Source organism: Anaeromicropila populeti (genome assembly GCF_900112775.1).
GTDB lineage: Bacteria > Bacillota > Clostridia > Lachnospirales > Lachnospiraceae > Anaeromicropila_A > Anaeromicropila_A populeti.
This window is the reverse complement of record NZ_FOYZ01000008.1, coordinates 193286-211046: the sequence shown is the minus strand read 5'-3', so window position 1 is coordinate 211046 and position 17761 is coordinate 193286. Positions and strand designations below refer to the sequence as shown.

General features: G+C 36.2%; 22 protein-coding genes. 20 read left to right on the top strand and 2 right to left on the bottom strand.

What is annotated here, in order from left to right:
• Positions 1 to 239: transposase (locus BM305_RS11775; RefSeq protein ID WP_143099172.1), on the bottom strand; the 239-nt coding region annotated here is incomplete at its 3' end.
• Positions 240 to 352: 113 nt separating this feature from the next.
• Between BM305_RS11775 and BM305_RS11770 the strand changes: the two genes are divergently transcribed.
• The 19 genes from BM305_RS11770 to BM305_RS18815 all read left to right on the top strand — a co-directional run bounded on the left by BM305_RS11770 (position 353) and on the right by BM305_RS18815 (position 15373).
• A complete protein-coding gene (locus BM305_RS11770) occupies positions 353 to 763 on the top strand; it encodes a sigma-70 family RNA polymerase sigma factor (protein ID WP_177214703.1) in 411 nt (136 codons plus the stop codon).
• Between the two features lie 133 nt (positions 764 to 896).
• Positions 897 to 1340: a DUF7768 domain-containing protein gene (locus BM305_RS11765; RefSeq protein ID WP_242940525.1), complete on the top strand. Its 444-nt coding sequence runs from the start codon at positions 897 to 899 to the stop codon at positions 1338 to 1340.
• Complete coding sequence (locus BM305_RS11760; RefSeq protein WP_092561034.1) at positions 1300 to 1683, top strand: DUF7768 domain-containing protein; 384 nt, start codon at positions 1300 to 1302, stop codon at positions 1681 to 1683. Before BM305_RS11765 ends, BM305_RS11760 begins: the two co-directional genes overlap by 41 nt.
• Positions 1684 to 1896: a hypothetical protein gene (locus tag BM305_RS11755; RefSeq protein WP_092561032.1), complete on the top strand. Its 213-nt coding sequence runs from the start codon at positions 1684 to 1686 to the stop codon at positions 1894 to 1896.
• Positions 1897 to 1936: 40 nt separating this feature from the next.
• Positions 1937 to 2173 (top strand): RhuM family protein, encoded by a 237-nt coding sequence (rhuM, locus tag BM305_RS11750; protein WP_092561030.1) that lies wholly within the window; start codon positions 1937 to 1939, stop codon positions 2171 to 2173.
• A gap of 212 nt (positions 2174 to 2385) precedes the next feature.
• Positions 2386 to 2967, top strand: coding sequence for a hypothetical protein (locus tag BM305_RS11745; protein ID WP_092561028.1), 582 nt, complete (start codon positions 2386 to 2388; stop codon positions 2965 to 2967).
• A complete protein-coding gene (locus BM305_RS11740) occupies positions 2967 to 4370 on the top strand; it encodes a phage baseplate assembly protein V (protein ID WP_092561026.1) in 1404 nt (467 codons plus the stop codon). Before BM305_RS11745 ends, BM305_RS11740 begins: the two co-directional genes overlap by 1 nt.
• Before the next feature lie 10 nt (positions 4371 to 4380).
• Positions 4381 to 4983, top strand: a complete 603-nt coding sequence (locus BM305_RS11735; RefSeq protein ID WP_092561024.1) for a hypothetical protein — start codon at positions 4381 to 4383, stop codon at positions 4981 to 4983.
• Positions 4980 to 5504: a hypothetical protein gene (locus BM305_RS11730; protein ID WP_092561022.1), complete on the top strand. Its 525-nt coding sequence runs from the start codon at positions 4980 to 4982 to the stop codon at positions 5502 to 5504. Before BM305_RS11735 ends, BM305_RS11730 begins: the two co-directional genes overlap by 4 nt.
• Positions 5497 to 6273 (top strand): DUF4280 domain-containing protein, encoded by a 777-nt coding sequence (locus BM305_RS11725; protein WP_092561020.1) that lies wholly within the window; start codon positions 5497 to 5499, stop codon positions 6271 to 6273. The genes BM305_RS11730 and BM305_RS11725 overlap by 8 nt, the downstream gene beginning before the upstream one ends.
• A gap of 23 nt (positions 6274 to 6296) precedes the next feature.
• Complete coding sequence (locus BM305_RS11720; RefSeq protein WP_092561018.1) at positions 6297 to 8684, top strand: hypothetical protein; 2388 nt, start codon at positions 6297 to 6299, stop codon at positions 8682 to 8684.
• A gap of 2 nt (positions 8685 to 8686) precedes the next feature.
• Complete coding sequence (locus BM305_RS11715; protein ID WP_092561016.1) at positions 8687 to 9157, top strand: hypothetical protein; 471 nt, start codon at positions 8687 to 8689, stop codon at positions 9155 to 9157.
• A 138-nt stretch (positions 9158 to 9295) separates the two neighbouring features.
• Entirely contained in the window at positions 9296 to 10429 is a 1134-nt protein-coding gene (locus BM305_RS11710; protein WP_143099171.1) for a DUF6273 domain-containing protein, read from the top strand.
• Between the two features lie 1159 nt (positions 10430 to 11588).
• On the top strand, positions 11589 to 11936 hold the full coding sequence (locus BM305_RS11700) for a TIGR04076 family protein (RefSeq protein ID WP_092561010.1): 348 nt from the start codon (positions 11589 to 11591) through the stop codon (positions 11934 to 11936).
• Positions 11929 to 12105 (top strand): hypothetical protein, encoded by a 177-nt coding sequence (locus tag BM305_RS19150; RefSeq protein WP_177214702.1) that lies wholly within the window; start codon positions 11929 to 11931, stop codon positions 12103 to 12105. Before BM305_RS11700 ends, BM305_RS19150 begins: the two co-directional genes overlap by 8 nt.
• A 104-nt stretch (positions 12106 to 12209) precedes the next feature.
• Positions 12210 to 12470: a type II toxin-antitoxin system Phd/YefM family antitoxin gene (locus BM305_RS11695; RefSeq protein WP_092561008.1), complete on the top strand. Its 261-nt coding sequence runs from the start codon at positions 12210 to 12212 to the stop codon at positions 12468 to 12470.
• A gap of 394 nt (positions 12471 to 12864) precedes the next feature.
• Entirely contained in the window at positions 12865 to 13470 is a 606-nt protein-coding gene (locus BM305_RS19145; RefSeq protein WP_177214701.1) for a DUF6431 domain-containing protein, read from the top strand.
• 537 nt (positions 13471 to 14007) lie between these two features.
• Positions 14008 to 15135: a tocopherol cyclase family protein gene (locus BM305_RS11685; RefSeq protein ID WP_092561004.1), complete on the top strand. Its 1128-nt coding sequence runs from the start codon at positions 14008 to 14010 to the stop codon at positions 15133 to 15135.
• Positions 15136 to 15235: 100 nt separating this feature from the next.
• Positions 15236 to 15373, top strand: coding sequence for an AraC family transcriptional regulator (locus tag BM305_RS18815; RefSeq protein WP_143099170.1), 138 nt, complete (start codon positions 15236 to 15238; stop codon positions 15371 to 15373).
• A gap of 15 nt (positions 15374 to 15388) precedes the next feature.
• On the opposite strand, the gene BM305_RS11680 is transcribed toward BM305_RS18815, so the two are convergent.
• A complete protein-coding gene (locus BM305_RS11680; protein ID WP_092561002.1) occupies positions 15389 to 16054 on the bottom strand; it encodes a hypothetical protein in 666 nt (221 codons plus the stop codon).
• 692 nt (positions 16055 to 16746) lie between these two features.
• On the opposite strand from BM305_RS11680, the gene BM305_RS11670 reads away from it, so the two are divergent.
• Complete coding sequence (locus BM305_RS11670) at positions 16747 to 17760, top strand: NAD-dependent epimerase/dehydratase family protein (RefSeq protein ID WP_092561000.1); 1014 nt, start codon at positions 16747 to 16749, stop codon at positions 17758 to 17760.
• Position 17761: the final 1 nt, after the last annotated feature.

Below are 17761 nucleotides of genomic sequence, written 5' to 3'. Positions count from 1 at the left end.
TTCTCCATTAATAACTGTTTATTTTCTTTACGAAGGCGAATCAACTCATTTTCTTCGTCAGTTCTGTTATCTTTAGCCTTAAAAGAACCTGTATTACCATAGTCATTTGTCCATTTCACTACTGTTGATTTAGCCAGTTGATATTCTCTAGCTATTTCTGCTGCTGGTTTACCATTTTGCCTTAATGCGACTATTTGCTTTTTAAAATCATCGGTGTAATTTTTTACTTTTCCTGCCATGATAGTTATCCTCCATTTTTCTCATTATATCATGACCGAATATGATTTGTATAATTTATTATAACCTATTCACCTGCTGCTCCGCTTTACTCACGGGTAAAGAAAGGAGCAGCATGAGAATCAGTTATGAGTTTATAACCGGAGAGAAGTTTGAAATAGAAGTGGATGACAATATTGGTGAAGTTATCATCGAAATGGAGAAAATGCAGTCCAGGAGGAACCGTGCCGAAACGAGACGGCATAATTCTCTGGAATTCATGCAGGAAAACCATGATGGGTATCGTCCAATGCAGTTTGCTGACAATAGGGCTGATGTAGAACAAATCATTATTCATTCAGATGAGAAAGAAAGGCTACACCGGGCCATTCAGAAACTGGATCGTAAGGATTCCATAATCGTTAAGAAATATTATTTTGAGGATAAGACCATGGTTGAAATCGGAAAAGAATTAGGTATTTCAGTAATGGCTGTATCCAAGAGACTGAAAAAAATACCGGATAAGATAAAAAAACTTTTGGATTAGTTTAAAAATTCATTTTCCCGTGGCTATAAGATAGAGGCTTTGAAAATGCCTCAAAAGGAAAGGAGGTTTTTAGCCATGAGGACAGTGCGGATTATTGTAAGCGGAGAGGATTGTTCAAGAATTATGGTAACGAATGAGAGAACCAAAAAAGGATTCCTGTCGTTCCTTTCAGAAAAAAAGAAGTCATCAGCCATGTGCGGAAAGGATAGCAGGAAAAGATGAAAAAGATTTTATATGCAGCGCTTTCCGTGGAGATTTAAAAGGAAACAGCGAAAAAGCTGCAAGGTACTGTAGAAAGGCATACAAGGAAGGCTGTCTCCCGATAGCCCCGCATCTTATATTTCCTCAATTTCTGAATGAGGATAGTCTCAAAGAGCGTACGGATGGGATTTCTATGGGACTGGAACTGAAGCAGGAGTGTGATGAAGTCTGGGTATATGGAAAGACAACGGATGGCATGGCGCAGGAAGTGAAGTTTGCCGTAGAGCATGGGATCCCGGTCTGGTTCAAAGAGATGCAGGAAGGAGAAATGACGGATGAAGCTGGTAATGATTGTAACAAAAATAACGGGAAATGAGGAAAATGAACGGGCCAGGGTTTTGGAATATTGCCGTTTTGCCGCTCATAAGGGAGTCCTGCCCATCAGCTCTTATCTGAATTTCCATAACATTTTCATGGATGAGATTGGATTAGCGGTTGAACATTTGCTGACTTTAAGGCTGGCAAAACAGGTGGACGAAATATGGGTATTTGGAAATGAAAAAGAGGAAGAAAAAAGCAGTCTGATAGAGGAAGCCTGCCTGGAATATGGCCGCCGGGCGAAATACTTTGATGCAAGAGAAATCGGAGAGGAATTATTGCTGTGTACCATGTTCTCTGAGGAATTAGTAAGACGATTGGAAGATATGGAGGAATGTTAGATGGGCAGTGATTTATTGAAGATGGCAGAAGGATTCTCCATGGTAGCGGAGAGTCTTCGGATGCTTGCGGGGCAGACAGAGATGGTAAATCCATGTACAGATAAAGCAGAGGATACAATGCTGAATAAGCAGGCACATACTGCAAAAGCAGATACCAAGGAGAAGAAAGTAACCGTAGAGCAGATTCGGGCAGTGTTGGCGGAGAAATTGTAATGGGGCGGCATGCATTGTTATCCGCATATTCTTCCACGCGATGGCTGAACTGTACTCCGTCTGCACGGGGCTGACTTCATTTAAAGGAGCAAAAGTCCATAAATCAGATGTAACAGTAGCGAAGAATTATTTAAATCGAGAAGAAATAGAAAGTTTATATCGGATTGTAACCATGTATCTAGATTACGCAGAAGACCAGGCAAAGCAGCATATTCCGATGCATATGAGCGACTGGAAAGAAAAATCGAGAAGAATCTTGAGTTTGAGGAATTACTAGAAATACCACATAAGTAATAATAAATATAGGATACAAGTGATTCCAAAATGATTCTACTACCACATTTCAACATTCAATGCAGTGCAAAATATAAATAATTTGTAATCTAAATTGAATTATATAGAAAAGGTTATATTTGGATTCAGTTTGACGATAGTATGTATATATGTCATAATAATAAGAGGATTATTTGAGGAAAAGGAGAGCAACATATGAGTTCTTTAGATGAATTAGTAATTGTGGAAAAAAGAAAGAAAATGAAAGAAAAATATAATAAAATTTCTACGGGTATGTACATAAGAAATGAGGTAATGCAGTTCAAATGTTTTAATTTCTTTAATGAGCGAATGGAAATTTGGCTTCCTGACACATTTGTTAAGATGCCTTCAGCAATTGCACAAGTGAAATACCCTTCTTCTCAAAGACCACAGATTATAATGACAGATTTAAGTTCTTCAGTAAATTTCACATTCAGTTTATTTGATATGGAGATCGATAAGGAAGATATTGAGGATACGTGTAAAGGATTTCAAAGTATCATAAAAAAAGTACAGCCAGCGAATGTATTTTATGAAAATGATACATGGGAATTAGGTAAAACAAAAGTAAGCTGGTTTGATTATAAGGCATCAGCTATTGATGCAGACATATATAATATTGTTTACGTAACTTCTATTGGAAAAAATATTTTACACGGAATCTTTAACTGTATGGATCAGGAGTCTGCTGACTGGAAAGAGGCGGCATTTCAGGTGATACAGTCAATAAAAGATTTAACAAGAGGTGAAGAATAATGAGAGGATGGAAGATAAAAGTAGCACCATTTCAATTTCAGTCAGTGTTACAATGTCTAATTAGAAAACAAATTAATGAACATGCAACAGCAGTTATAGAAGGATATATAGAAGAGGATAGGGAAGAAGCATATATTTCGTTAGGACAATCCCATACATGGGTAACAATAAGTGCAGAAGCTCTTGACGGCGGCAGTGAAGATTTATTTTCAGGAATAATCACTGACTTAAATATTGAGGTACAGGGTGGCTTATATAAAATGAAAGTGTCGTTAATGAGCGGTACATTTCTGATGGATCATGTTGAGCATACTTATACTTACCAGAATGCAGGTATGCAGTATCAGGAACTTCTGAAAAAGATAACGAATCAATATGAGCAGGGAAACTTCATTATGAATCTTGGGAACGGAAAGACATTGAATGATTTAGTTGTCCAGTATCAAGAAACAGACTGGAAATTTATTAAGAGGATGGCCAGTCATTTTCAAGCATGTATAATTCCTGCCAGTAATTTAGAAGGGGTTAAGTATTACTTTGGACTACCAACGGCTGGAGCTGTTCATCAACTTAAAAGTACAGAGTATTCGATGCATAAGGACATAAAGGAATACATAAATAAAACAGCAAACAAGGTTTCAGGATTAAGTGAAGCAAACAGTATGTTTTATGTTGTGAAGAGCCGTGAAATACTTCAGATATGTGATAAGATCCAATTCAAGGGAAAAACCTTATATGTGTATCAGGTAGAATCTTATTTTGAAGGAGAAGAATTAGTACATAGTTACATATTAAAGGATAAAGCGGGTTTTTTGATGAGGCATAAGAACAATGAAAAGATGATTGGTGCTTCTCTGCCAGCTAATATTATTGATGTAAAAGGTGATACAGTAAAAGTATGTGTGAAAGCAGATGGAACACAAGATTCGGGTACAGCAAAATGGTTCCCTTACTCAACGGTCTACTCTTCTGCAGATGGTACAGGGTGGTACTGTATGCCAGAAAACGGTGATGAAGTAAGAGTGTATTTTCCAAGCGAAAAAGAAAAACATGCATATGTAATTAGTGCAGTGCATTTAGAAGGGCAAAATGCATCAGCGAGAAGTAATCCTGACAATAAATCATTAAAGAGTAAATATGGAAAAGAATTATTATTTACGGAGAATTCTATAAAAATGACCAATAATAAAGGAATGTCAATTGAAATAGTGGATGAGGAAGGAATTAGTATTACAAGTGATAAGGCAATCAATATTCAGTCTGAGGAAGGAATTAATATTGCGAGTCTACAAAAAGATCTGCATATTGTAGCACCAGATAAAATTGCATTAACGCAGGGAGATACTACATTAACCATGGAAGATGATATTAAATTAAGTGGTTCTCAAGTCAAAATGATATAGGGGTTATTGTATGGACAGAACGAATGAAATAATGAGTGCAGCAATTCCAATCTGTATGGAATATATGGAAATAGGGATGGAAAGGCTTGCAAATAAAATCGATGATTATATAGCAGACTATGCAAATAGTTTTGTAAGAGCTATGAATCGGGTACTGACAAGAACCAAAAAGCTTCAGGAACTTGGAAAGAAGGGCAAAGTACAGATACTATATTTTTCTTATTTGCATAGTAATATTCTACAGGATAAATTCGGTTATCAGATAGATGTGTTTGATAAAGATTTCTTTGTAGACCAAGAGGAAGTCTATGAGGATTGGGATGTCAGTGGGATATTCGAATATGTGGAAGAAGACTGGGAGAAAATTGGAAGAAGAATAGAAAGCAAAGTACCAAGAATGAAGGCATATGAACTACAGGAAATGAAGCGTTCATATGCATTTGGATACTATCGTTTTGTGGAAGAAATACTGGAGAACTTACTTCCGCTGATAGAAAAACTCAAGGTGTATACGGAACTTGAGAAAGAAGAGAATATAACTATCTGTATCGGAGAATACATGGGAACTTATAAATGCTTACAGGTAATTAATAAGAAAGAGGAAGAGGAATGAAATATTTTTTAGTAGAATCAGATAAAAAGTATACAGATGCTCCTTTTCTGATTGACTGGTTTCAAAAGATCAGGATAGAAAACATAGAGAAGGGCAGATCCCATCTGTTGCCTCAGAGGTTAGTACTTCCAATTAGAAGTAACAAAGATACTGTATTTATCGATGTGATTTTTTTTCCGTTTCTTCTTGTAACAGAAACTGTTAGAAAAGTAATTGCGATGTATGAACCGAAAACTATTTTTAAACAAATTGCGTTACTGGATGGAAAATTTGAAAAGACAGAACTATATCATCTGCCTATTCTGGAGAAAATGAACTGTGAGTTAAAGAAAGGACAGTTGGTTACAGAAATAGAATTAGAATATTCAAAGATTAAGGAAAAGACGATTTTTCAATTCACATATCAGAACAGTACTTATACGGTGATGCGTCTAGATATACTTGAGAGTATTTTAAGAAGAGGTGCAAGAGGTTTGTCGATTATCCCTTTACAAGTGCGAGGTGAAGCAGAAGATGAATAATAATTATTTTGATGAAGATGGAAAAATGAAGACTGTCACAGATGGTTATTCACCAAGTAGTGTCAGTGCAAAGCAACAAGAAACATCAGCGCAGATGAAAAGCCAGGAACTGGATACACAAATATCAGAACTTAGCCAATCTGCACGAAGTGAGAGTATCCAAGCTGAGAAAGAGCAGATGGATAGTGCTCTTGCACAATGGAATTCACTTCCAGATGTTGCAAAAGAAGAATGTAAAGAACAGATGTCTGATGAAGATAAAGCTTCATTAGAGCAGATGGAAAATTACCAACAAGAGCTTGCACAGTATGAACAGGAAAAAGAAAAGTATCTTGTACGTGGTGCAATGATGCACTGTAGCTGTGGAAGTCACTATCGACGATTGAATCTACCAGAGTGTCATGGGGTTTATACAAAAGAGAGACCACTTATGAATGTAGCAGATTCTCTGCCAGGTGATGCACTTAACATTCCTACATTTGGTGTTTGCTCTAGTGGAAAAAATAGTACGGGAGGATCGGTTCTGCTTGTTGCGGATGTTCCAAGAGATGTCTATGGCAGACCAATAGCAGGTGCAGGAGAGGGAAATGTAAAAGGAACTCCTTGTGTTCCGATAATCGTATCACAATGGATGTGTCCTCATGAAACTACAATTGTTGGGACAGAACCAGCAATTACTCCTAGATCATTTTTAGTATGTAAATATCAAGGACTTATAGAAGTTGTAGATTCGGGTCAGGATGATGAAGAAACATTGCCACCTAAGTAACATTGGAATTTACGGAGGTAAAGATGAGCAATTTAAGTTATGATAAATTAAAAATTACAGGATGTATTTCTTTCGAAACATTATGTGATGTTAGTATGAGTATTGTTCCAAATGAACATGGTGTACTTAAAGTAAATGGAATAATTAATGAAGCAACACGTGATGCCATTATGCAGTCGCAGTTAAAAAATCAGGAGATATCCTTAAGGGAATTAGATGGGAAAGGGCATGAAATTTCTACACCTGTTTTTTCAGGAGTGATTGGAAATGTAGAAGTATCGGAAGTAAATGGGTATTTTACAGCAAAAGCAGTAGCATATACGGGATCTTATCTTCTTGACATGGAGGCAAAGAGCAGAAGCTTTCAAGATATAGGTATGACTTATAAGCAGGTAATAAAATCGGTATTAACGGATACTAGTAGGGCTAGTGCTCTATTTCGTGTAGGTATAGATACCAAAATAGGAAAACCAGTCATTCAGTATTTAGAAACAGATTGGGAATTTATAAAGCGCATGGCGAGTCACCTAAATGCAGTGCTAATTCCAGAGTGTACCTATCCGTTGCCCCGGTTCTGGTTCGGTATTCCAGAGCAGAGTGGTGCATGTAAGTTCCTTGAAAACGAATACAAGACAGGGATAGAACAAAAATATTTTACAATGGGGGGGCTGCAGAATCCTCTTCCAAAGAGTGAATATCAGTATTACCTGGTGAAGAGTACGGAACAGTTCCAAATTGGCAGTCAGGTACATTTTCGAAACCAGGCATTGCGAATTATAGAAAAGCACGCAGATATTCAGGATGGTGAACTAATATTTACATATAAGCTAGGAAAGTCGGGATTAGAGAAGAACAGAAAGTATTTCAATACAAAGATTAACGGTATGTCAATTTTAGGTACCGTAATTAAGACTAAGTCTGAGACTGTTAAGATTCATCTAGATATAGATGAAGGACAGAAGGAAGCTACAGCATTTGATTACGATTGGACGCCTCCAACAGGTAATATGATGTATTGCATGCCTAAAGTGGGAACTCGTGTATCTTTGTATATGAATAACACGGACGAGCAGGGAGCTAAAGTAGTGAACTGTATCAGAACCAATGGAGCGACCTGTCCAAAGACCACAGATTCTACAAAACGCAGTTTTACTACGGAGCATGGAAAACAGATGTATCTGAATCCTGATACTATGGGTCTTGCAGGTGATACCACAGAAAAAGGAGAAGTAGAGAGTGCACCCCATAAACTGATTTTAGATGATAATAATGGAATTACAATTGGAAGTAAGAAAACCTTGAATTTTACAGCTGGAGAAGGGATTAAACTTCAAGCACCATTTGTCAATATCCAGTCAAAGCTGAATTTTATGATGGCACAGACAGGGGGAGCTATTTCACCTGCTACTCTGGCCAATCCTAGCACAGGTTTGAGTATTTTTAATTGTAAAGATCTCATCGGTGACACTAGTGGAATGTTTGGGACGGTACATGTGACATACGCACCGTTTGATGATGCACCAAAGAAAGGAAAGTTTGATTGGGGGAAACTTGCATTAGGTGTGCTTGCAGGATTAGCAGTTGTGGCAGTTGCGGCAGCAGTAGTATTTACTGGAGGTGCTGCACTTGCAGCAGTGGGCGCAATTGCTTCTACTACAGTAACTTCTATGACAGTTGGTGCAGCAGTAGGTGGAGCTGTAGCAGTAGGTTTTGTAGCAGTCGGCGACTATAAGGACGGAAATGTCAGTGACCCAAAGAAATATGTATATAAAGGGTTATCAGGTGCAGTTAGTGGTGCGGTATGCGGTTATTTTGGACCAGGACCAGGAATGGGATTTATGAAGTATGTCGGCTTGTCAGCCAAGGGTGGGGCATTAGGTGGATTGGCTGGTACGGCAACTGAATGGCTGCTAAATAAAAAGGATTATGCTTATGACGTGAAAGCATCAGATTTCTTCTGGAATTCAGCATTTGGTGGGTTAGGTGGTGCTCTTGGTGGTGCTTTATCTTACGGTTTAGGAGCTAACGGAAGTAAATTAGCAAAAGAATGGTGCAGTTCCAAGAATGGTGCCAAAAGTTTTATTCGAAATGTTATGGGGGATAATATAGTAAATGGAAGCAATGCAACAGCAAGATACATACAAAACTTGTACAAAGTTTCAGGTGCAAAAATGGGAATCAATGATTTGGCAAGACTTGTTCAAGAAAATCCTATGCCACTTTTAGGAAAAGCATATACAGGTGTTCAGAGGTTGGTTGTTACAAACGGCACAAGAGAAACTGTTGCATCTGGACTTGCAGGAGACCAAATGAATAAAATTAAGGAACATACGCAAAACGTATTGAAATCGAAGGAAAAATTGCAGTTAATATTTTCAGAAGATATGTCTTGTTGTTTAGAAGGATGGTAAAAATGAAACGACTTATGTTTTTAGGTTATACAACGAAACATGCTGTAAATAGTCTGCTGAATTATGGAATTGGATTGTGTTTCTTGATTTATGGAATTTTTGGTGCAGAAACAAAACTGTACTGGGTGCTTGGATTAGTATTTGGAACAGTTTGGTTTATGGGAGGTTATTCTGCTTCACGTGGGTACTGGATAGACATCATCTTTTTCCATACAGAAACCATTGAGGGACAAGAGGAACGAATGGATTCAATCTATGCTAGCGAAGGACATTCACCATGCGGAAAGAGAATAAAAGTTACTGCTGATGATGGAAAAGAGGTTAAAATACTTTTGTATGATAAGATTTTGACATATGCACAGGATAAATCTAAGATGGTAAAGGGAGAAAAGTTTCGAACGGTGTACCATTACCTAAAATTTAGTAAAGTAGTTGTTGATGTTGAATATATTAGGATAAAGAGTCGAAAGTAGAATGACTATGTGATGAAAAATATACCATAATACAATTTGAACATAGGCGGAGTAGGAAGTATTGTTTCAGATGTGTATCAGGGAAAGGATATTGACTGGGAAACGGCAGGAAAGAATGCATTGAAAGGTTATTAAAAGATGAAAAGTATTATGATGAAAAAAAAAGATTTAGAAAATGATAAAAAGAAAATACTACCTTTAGCGCAGGATAGAGGATTAGAACAAAAATATATAAAAGCACTCAAGTTAATGAGAAGTATTAGATGTATGATGATGTCTGATGAAAAGATTAAGATGTATTTGAAGACTGCAGATTATTTCGATGATATATCTGAATACAAAGATTCTGTGGAACTTTCTAAATTATGTAAACAACTCGCAGCACAAGAAAAAAAATATATTGAAAAAAATATTTACGAACGGGCATATAATTACAAAGATAATGCAAAAAGTTTTAAAGATTACAAAATAGCAGTTGATGAGTTTACAAAAATTGAAGGATATAAAGATTCTAATTTACAAGCTATTCAATGCACTCAAATGGGGATTAGCATTTATAAAAAAGAAGCTAAGAGAAATATGGTTAAAAAAGCAATAATATTATTTTTGGTGACTATGTTTTTTTATAGCTTAGGAAGTCCATTTGTGCAATATCATATAGCAAATATATATATGAAATTAGGTTCATATGATTCTGCATTAAAAAATTATAGCATGCTAGATTGTTATAAGGATAGTAGAGAAAAGAAGATTGAGGCTGAAAAAAAGGTAGTTAAGAAAAGTGAAATTGGAAAAACTGTTATGGTAGGAAATTGTGAATGGATAATAATTGATAAACAAGATAACCAAGCACTTTTAATAAAAAAACAAAATATTTCCTCAATAGCTTATAATAATATATTGAAGGACATTACGTGGGAAGAGTCTTCACTTCGCAAATATCTTAATTCTAAGTTTATAAATGAGACATTTTCACAAGAAGAACAAAAAAACATTATATTAAAAAATATTAGTAATAAAAATAATGATATATATGGTACATATGGTGGAGATGAAACACAAGATTATGTGTTTGTACTTGACATTGATGAAGCGAAAAAGTATAGAACAATACTTTCTGATATAGATAGTAACATTTGGCTGCGTTCTCCAGGTCATATTCAGAGTTGTGCAGCATTTTTGTCAGAAAATGGTTCAGTTATGAATTATGGTTATACTATAACTAATAAAGATATTATGGTTTTTCCAGCTATGTGGTTCAGAACGAAGTAATCGAGAAATAAAATTTTAAAGAACTCTAGACCTTTTTGTTCTTTTAAAATCAATTCCGATAGATTAAAGTCCAACGTTTGCTCTCGTTGTAAGATAGATTTAGTCGATATAAAAAGAATTTGATGTTATAGGTGAAATGAGATTTACTATGTTGAAAGATTTAAGAGCATAGTACTAACATGGCTATAAATGTGTAGTGAAGAGATATACTATTCGTAATAAGAAAAAGTGCATTGTAAAGTGAAAATCCATATCTAGAGAAAATATCTATGAGCTTGTAAGCGGTAGTCTCGTATGGATTCATGAAATGTAAATATTTTGGTGAAATGCGGATGCATTTACTCCCTTTGACATGGAGAAGAAAACTAGCCATGGTTAGTATACTGACGGCAGAATGGAGCATTTTATGTCAACATTTTTAATATATGAAGAATGTCTTGAAATAGAGTTGACGCTTACGGATATGAAGCTAGCTAAAAGAATTTTTTGTTTTTGTTTCCACGCACGTTGAGACAGTAATAATGATGTCAAGGGTGTAAAAGTAAAAGGCTTGAAAGTGTAGAAAGCAAGGGTTCTGCGTATTTTGCTGATTTGCAGAATAGCAGAACCTTTTGTAAAATGACTACTCTGTGGGAATATATTTACTGTGAAAAAGTCGTATAGTTGAGGTGATAGGATTACTTTTGGGTAGGTTGTGGAGAAAGAAATGTTGTAAAATAGGCTGCTTCTTATTACTAAAAATACGATAATGATAAGTAGCGTTAAAGATTTTACAGTCCTCCTGACCATTGAATGATGTAATGATTTGTGTCCTCTTTTGATGGAGTAAAAGATAGGAGCATCCCAATCTTCTTTGCTGGAATATTTTCTCTTCGTGGTCATCAGGAGTGTCAATGCATATATCAGCATATGGACACCATTGGTTTTGCCTTTTGCTATAAGCGAATAATTTTTTAAGCGGTTGTTTGATTGCTGATGAGCAATTCTGGCAGCAGATTAATAAGTGTAATATTGGTCTTTTATTCATGAGGATACTTCCTTTGCAGCGTCACATATTAACGCTGAAGGCAGGAATTATTAAGAAGTATATGGAACTAATATAGATAAACGGAGATTATTTAAAAACAATGAGAAACAAATTTGAAGTTGGAGGTTTAGAATGAAAAAATGGTATGATGAGGAGTATGAATGGGAAATCGAGGTAATTGGGTTTTTGCGTGGCGATCATACAGAGCATTATTGCCGAAATGGCGAGGAAGTCGGAGATAAGTATACCTGCACCTATGGCTGTCCTGTAAATACGGATGGGCAGGGTATTTGCTCCAAAGCTATGATGATTATGTTTCCTATCATGGAGGCTGTAAGAAGCGGTGGAGATTTAGAAAATATAGGAGGAACTAGTAAATATAGTAAAGAGATTGTATGTCCGGATGGTTGCGTTATGTTTAGACTGACGGCAAAGAAACTTGGAAATGAGAATTTTCATAAGGGAAAGTTTTTTGAGTAGTTTTGATTGTTATTATGTTCAGTTAAAGAAATCAGCGGTCGGCTTGCAGCAGTATAGCCACCTTGGGGTATTAACCAATCGTCATAACTCTGAAATACGCAAATATGATTTTGTACCTTTTGTTGAAACAGGTCTTGATGGATATTTTAGACGGCTTGGATTACTTTGAATATTAATAGAAGTATAAGAGTAGTGTATATTAATTAAAAAAGAATAATTGATTGCTGTCATGGTATAATGATGGTATAATTAAGTCACAAGGAGGTGGATGTTATGCCACAGATTATTCCGATAAAAGATTTAAAAAATACAGCAGATATTTCAGAACTGGTACATGCAGCAGAAGAACCAATCTATATTACAAAGAATGGGTATGGAGATATGGTTATCATGAGTGTCGAAATGTATGAAAGTACAATGAAGAGATTAAATATGTATCGTGAACTGGAGCTTTCTGAAAGAGAGATTGAGTCAGGAAAAATAAAGGATGCAAGACAATCTCTTGGTAACTTGAGAGAGAAATCCGAAATATAATCTTACGATTACAGAACGTGCAGAAGAACTGTTGAATTATATTATACATTATATTATTAATCAATTGAAAAATCCACAAGCAGCAGGCAATCTTATTGGAGAGATTGAACACGTATATGATAATTTGGAGAATGGCCCCAAAATGTATTCATATTCCGAGGATATATTATTAGTTGTAGATTTGCAAAATTTTTTTCCAAATATATCAAGTTTATTTGCTATTTATTTTCTCCATATTAAAAAAAGAAGGCTATCATAAAATGCAAAAGTAGTTGCAAATTATCATAGCCTTTGTTATTGTTTGAATGTAACTAATTAAAAAATGGAAGGCCACCGACGAAAGTACCTTCCATTCTCCAAACATAGATGTAATAAAACATCTAAACACACTCTTATGATAATCGAATTTCAGGTTTTTAGCAAGGACTATAAGAAAAAAATTTTAAATAATAATAACACATGTGCGTATACCTGCCCAAAATGCGGTGCGAAAGCAAAATTTCACCGTCACGGTACCTATTTACGTTCTATTACATACCTATCTACCACAGGAGAGGTTGTATTTGAATCACTTGAAATACTTCGCTTAAAATGTCAGTCTTGCCATTCTACCCACAGCATACTTCCATGGGATTGTATTCCCTTTCAGGTGTATTCTTTACCAGTAGTGCTATTTTTGTGTGAACAAGTGAGGATAAAACAGGCATCGATTCGCAAAACGGTAAAGAGAACCAAGTGTACAATCCAGACTATTTATCAAAAATTAAATCTCTTAAAACGAAATTTGACCCTTATCGAGTTTTATCTTAGGCAGATGTCTTTTTGTACTGCCACTGTTTCTGTTTCCCTTACACAAGTTCTTACTGTTCTGTTATTACCTACTATGAAATTTTCATCCCACATAACTTATCCACTCCCTTTTATGATTGAAAAAGGTTACAGTAACAAAGTAACGACACAAATGAATTTATTTAGAAAGAAGGATAACACAAATTTATGATAGGCACTCTGTGTAAAAGCAGGGTGTCTGTTTTTCCCTGTATATAATTGAAAAATTTACAGAATAGCAGTATAATAAATTATCTAATATGTGTTAGAATTAGTCCATTGCAAACAGGAGATTTTAGGATGCTGAAAAACAATATAGAAGTTGATGTTAAGGTCAAGTGTATATAGAATAAAATTACGCAGGCACAGCTTGCCGAGAAGATTGGTACAATAGGACAGTACGTGAACCGCATCACCAAAACTGATGCAGATGGCACATTGCTGAAAATGACAGATCTGTATTCTGGAAAAGAAACAGAATGGGATTAAGAGATTTTGATTTGGAATCAAACGCTATCAAAGATTGTTATAAGAAATGAAATGCGAAAAGTTCAGTAAATAAGCCATTTCTGTGGTTTTGCAGTTCTCAAACTGTACACTCAAAATGCGATTTTGCCCGTGCATGGAAACAGGTCTAATGGTTATAATGTAAAATGAGTATTGTTCAGATTTAACTGTTGAACGCAATTCTTTCTGGAAGGTGATGAAAATGAATAAAAGTGATTTAAGCAGAAATTTATATATGCTCAAAGGTCCATTGACCAAGAATGGCTATGACTGGTGGTGGCACAATTTCACAGGATACAACAGAGCATCTGGTGAACCAAGAACTTTTTTTATTGAATACTTTGTGTGCAATCCCGCATTGGGCGGTGATACCGCTGTTTTAGGGCAGCTGCCGCAAAACAGGAGCCAGGGTGTAAAGCCCTCTTACGCCATGGTGAAGGTTGGTACTTGGGGAAAAAATGCATGCCAAATCAACACCTTTTATCCGATCTCCCAATTTTCCAGTGCAAGCGATCAATTAAACATCAAAGTCGGCACTTGCCTCCTTACCGAGCATCATATGACCGGTTCCTGCGTGATTACGCCACAGCAGGCAGCGAAGCATCCGGAATACATGTCTGACGCAGGAAAAATGAGTTGGAATATAAGCATTGATAAGAAAATTTCTTATCACGTTGGTTATGGTGCTTCCGCATTTTTTCGCAAAATCAACGCATTTGAAATGTTCTGGCATGCAGAAGGAATAAAGACGGAATATTCTGGCGAAGTGACATTTAATGATGAACCCTATGATATCATCCCCAATCAATCCTATGGTTATGCCGATAAAAACTGGGGCGCTGATTTTACGTCACCATGGCTTTGGATTAGCAGCTGCAATATGAGGAGTCTCATTTCAGGAAAGGTTCTGAGCAATTCGGCTGTCGAATTCGGCGGCGGCAGACCTAAAATTTACGGGCATCCTTTGAACAGACAAATTCTTGGCGGTCTTTTTTATGAAGGGCATATGTACGACTATAATTTTACAAAATTCTGGACCCAGTCAAAGGTCAATTTTAGTTTTAATGAAGGCGACTTTGTAAACACCTGGACTATTACGGCCTCAAACAGAAATTCTGTCATGAAGCTTTCACTGGAATGTCCCATTGAAGAAATGCTCTTCATCAATTATGAAGCGCCCAACGGCAAAAAACTGCATAATCGTCTTTGGAATGGAGGAACCGGCTACGGTACCATCAAGCTGTATCAAAAGCAAGGGAAAGACAAGGTGCTGATCGATCACATTGAAATAAGAAATGCTGGCTGTGAGTACGGAGAATACTCATCATGATATACGGGTGGATATCACACTTTATGCCACTCCTTCTTTATAGCAAGGATGAATACAGGCGTCCTTGAATTTGTTATCCTTTAACAAGGAAGTAAACCTCATGGATAATAATACGCAGAACGTATGCTTTTTGATAGACTATATTGAAGAACATATTTCAGACGAGATCAATCTGGATGACATGGCGGATGCCTCAGGTTATTCCCAATATCATTTGCAAAGAATGTTTACGGAATAGTCGGATTTTCTTACCTTATTCGATACCAAGAATTTCGCTACGTAACTTCTCAAATTTTTCCATAGTTATAGTCTGATTACGATATGTGAAAGTACTTGTTTCATCATAAATGTCCTTTTTCTTATCGTAGTACTCAGCACTTAAATCAAATTCATCAATGATGTTATTTGCACCTTTATATTTCTTGAAGTTGTAAAGCATTCTACCTGTATGTGATGTATCACTATGAACAATCCAAATTGCATTTTCGTAATCAACAAAGGTCATCTCACCAGCAGAACCTTCTCCCTCAGCTAGTACCATAACCTTTCCATCCTTGACATCTAAATACATTCCGCCATAAGGTCCATTCATAATAAGCTCTTCTTCACCGTCATTATCCAAATCACGACGATCACCAACACTATATGCATCCCATTCTTCTGGATTCATGTTAAGATCTGTAATCTTAAAATTGTAATCAGAGTCATAATAACCGGCTTCAATTTCTCCAGCTGCAAATTGATCTAAAAGATCAACTGCTTCATCAGAATTCTCTGTTACCTCTTCTGTCTCTTCCTTTGCAGTATCAGAAATGATTTTCTCATTAGTATGTACTTCAGAATCTACTATATTTCCACAGCCAGTAACTGCAAGCATAATTGCCAATCCTATAGCATTTATGAGTATTTTTTTGCTCATCTTATGTCTCCTCTCATATCCCAAATCAATATATATAAATTATATTCTGCATTATTGTACTATGATAGTATAACTACGACAACCAGGCAAAGCCACCTCCTTAATCGCCATGTTTATAATAACACATGACGATATAAAAGCCAACATAAATACCATGAACATTGAAAAATGTCATCAGGTGTTTTCACAATTTTCAAATAGTTAAATAATAGAATTCTCGAATAATTCTAAGAAATAGGTAAAACGACATTAGCTTATAAGATTAAAGGTTTTTAAAACAGTCTCATTGCATGGGCAAGTTATCAAAGAAGTGAGGACAAAACTCCGTATTGGAGAACCCTTAAAGTAAATGGAGAATTAAATCCTAAATATCCTGGTGGTGTTCAAGCGCAGAAAGAAATAAATGTTGTTAAACCAGCTTAAGCACAGCATATTTGATACATTCCATCGGAGCGTGAAATGGTCCAATAATCACATGTGTTGAAGTGCATTTGGATGGTTGTGGTACAGGACTAGAACTTGATGAAATATTTAAGTTGATACCGCATGTTTCTGTAACAGGTATAGATGCTGTCCCTGTCAGAATGGATGCAGACAGTCTTTTTAATTAATAATTCAGAAACAAAACAGCAACAGAAGTCAAACATTGTTCCGATAAGATAGAAACATCAAAAGAAAAGGAGAACAAGCACATGAAGAATAGAATTTATTTAGTTACAGGAGCGGCAGGATTCTTAGGAGGAACGATTTGTAGACAATTAGTGGAAAGAGGTGACCATGTAAGAGCATTCGTTCTACCAAATGATAAGGCAATGAAGTATGTACCTAAGGAAGCAGAAATTGTAGAGGGTGACTTATGTGATGTAGAGTCACTAGAGAAATTTTTTACTGTTCCAGAAGGGACAGAAACCATCGTCTTACACATTGCAAGTATTGTGACGGTATCACCTGATTATAATCAGAAAGTAATTGATGTGAATGTGGGAGGCACAAAGAACATTATTAATATGTGCTTAAAACACAAGGAATGCCAGAAATTGGTCTATTGCAGCAGTACAGGAGCGATTCCGGAACTTGAAAAAGGTACAAAGATAAAGGAAGTAGATCATTTTGATATAGACAAAGTTGTGGGTTGCTATAGCCAGTCAAAAGCCATGGCATCTCAGGCTGTTTTAGATGCAGTTCGGGAACAGGACTTAAATGCATGCCTGGTATATCCCAGTGGTATCTTAGGACCTGAGGATTTTGCAGTGGGAGAAACGACAAAAACAGTCATCGATATTATTAATGGGAAAATGCCAGCTGGCATTGATGGCTCATTCAATCTTTGTGATGTAAGGGATCTCGCACAGGGAACCATTGCAGCGGCGGATAAAGGGAAATGTGGAAACAGTTATATTTTAGGAAATGAAGAGGTAACATTTAAAAATTTTGTGAATATGTTAGTTGCTGAAGCTGGATGTAAGAAGGTAAAAATGTTCTTACCAATTAGTGTCGCAAATATTATTGCAAAACTTGCAGAGAAATCAGCAAAAAAAAGTGGAAAACAGCCGCTTATGACAACATTTTCTGTATACAATCTGGCGAGAAATAACAGCTTTGATTCCAGAAAGGCAAAGGAAGAACTAGGATATGTGACACGTTCCTATGAAGAGACAATACGTGATGAGGTTGCATGGTTAAAGAAAGAAGGGAAAATTGCTTAAT

Bases quoted from the DNA above. Each gene is read 5' to 3' on its own strand.
- BM305_RS11760 (WP_092561034.1), top strand. From the start codon at position 1,300: ATGAAGCTGGTAATGATTGTAACAAAAATAACGGGAAATGAGGAAAAT.
- BM305_RS11740 (WP_092561026.1), top strand. From the start codon at position 2,967: ATGAGAGGATGGAAGATAAAAGTAGCACCATTTCAATTTCAGTCAGTG.
- BM305_RS11720 (WP_092561018.1), top strand. From the start codon at position 6,297: ATGAGCAATTTAAGTTATGATAAATTAAAAATTACAGGATGTATTTCT.
- BM305_RS11765 (WP_242940525.1), top strand. From the start codon at position 897: ATGAGAGAACCAAAAAAGGATTCCTGTCGTTCCTTTCAGAAAAAAAGA.
- BM305_RS11715 (WP_092561016.1), top strand. From the start codon at position 8,687: ATGAAACGACTTATGTTTTTAGGTTATACAACGAAACATGCTGTAAAT.
- BM305_RS11685 (WP_092561004.1), top strand. From the start codon at position 14,008: ATGAATAAAAGTGATTTAAGCAGAAATTTATATATGCTCAAAGGTCCA.
- BM305_RS11695 (WP_092561008.1), top strand. From the start codon at position 12,210: ATGCCACAGATTATTCCGATAAAAGATTTAAAAAATACAGCAGATATT.
- BM305_RS11745 (WP_092561028.1), top strand. From the start codon at position 2,386: ATGAGTTCTTTAGATGAATTAGTAATTGTGGAAAAAAGAAAGAAAATG.
- BM305_RS11710 (WP_143099171.1), top strand. From the start codon at position 9,296: ATGAAAAGTATTATGATGAAAAAAAAAGATTTAGAAAATGATAAAAAG.
- BM305_RS11735 (WP_092561024.1), top strand. From the start codon at position 4,381: ATGGACAGAACGAATGAAATAATGAGTGCAGCAATTCCAATCTGTATG.
- BM305_RS18815 (WP_143099170.1), top strand. From the start codon at position 15,236: ATGGATAATAATACGCAGAACGTATGCTTTTTGATAGACTATATTGAA.
- rhuM (WP_092561030.1), top strand. From the start codon at position 1,937: ATGGCTGAACTGTACTCCGTCTGCACGGGGCTGACTTCATTTAAAGGA.
- BM305_RS11670 (WP_092561000.1), top strand. From the start codon at position 16,747: ATGAAGAATAGAATTTATTTAGTTACAGGAGCGGCAGGATTCTTAGGA.
- BM305_RS11730 (WP_092561022.1), top strand. From the start codon at position 4,980: ATGAAATATTTTTTAGTAGAATCAGATAAAAAGTATACAGATGCTCCT.
- BM305_RS19145 (WP_177214701.1), top strand. From the start codon at position 12,865: ATGATAATCGAATTTCAGGTTTTTAGCAAGGACTATAAGAAAAAAATT.
- BM305_RS11725 (WP_092561020.1), top strand. From the start codon at position 5,497: ATGAATAATAATTATTTTGATGAAGATGGAAAAATGAAGACTGTCACA.
- BM305_RS11755 (WP_092561032.1), top strand. From the start codon at position 1,684: ATGGGCAGTGATTTATTGAAGATGGCAGAAGGATTCTCCATGGTAGCG.
- BM305_RS11770 (WP_177214703.1), top strand. From the start codon at position 353: ATGAGAATCAGTTATGAGTTTATAACCGGAGAGAAGTTTGAAATAGAA.
- BM305_RS11680 (WP_092561002.1), bottom strand. From the start codon at position 16,054: ATGAGCAAAAAAATACTCATAAATGCTATAGGATTGGCAATTATGCTT.
- BM305_RS11700 (WP_092561010.1), top strand. From the start codon at position 11,589: ATGAAAAAATGGTATGATGAGGAGTATGAATGGGAAATCGAGGTAATT.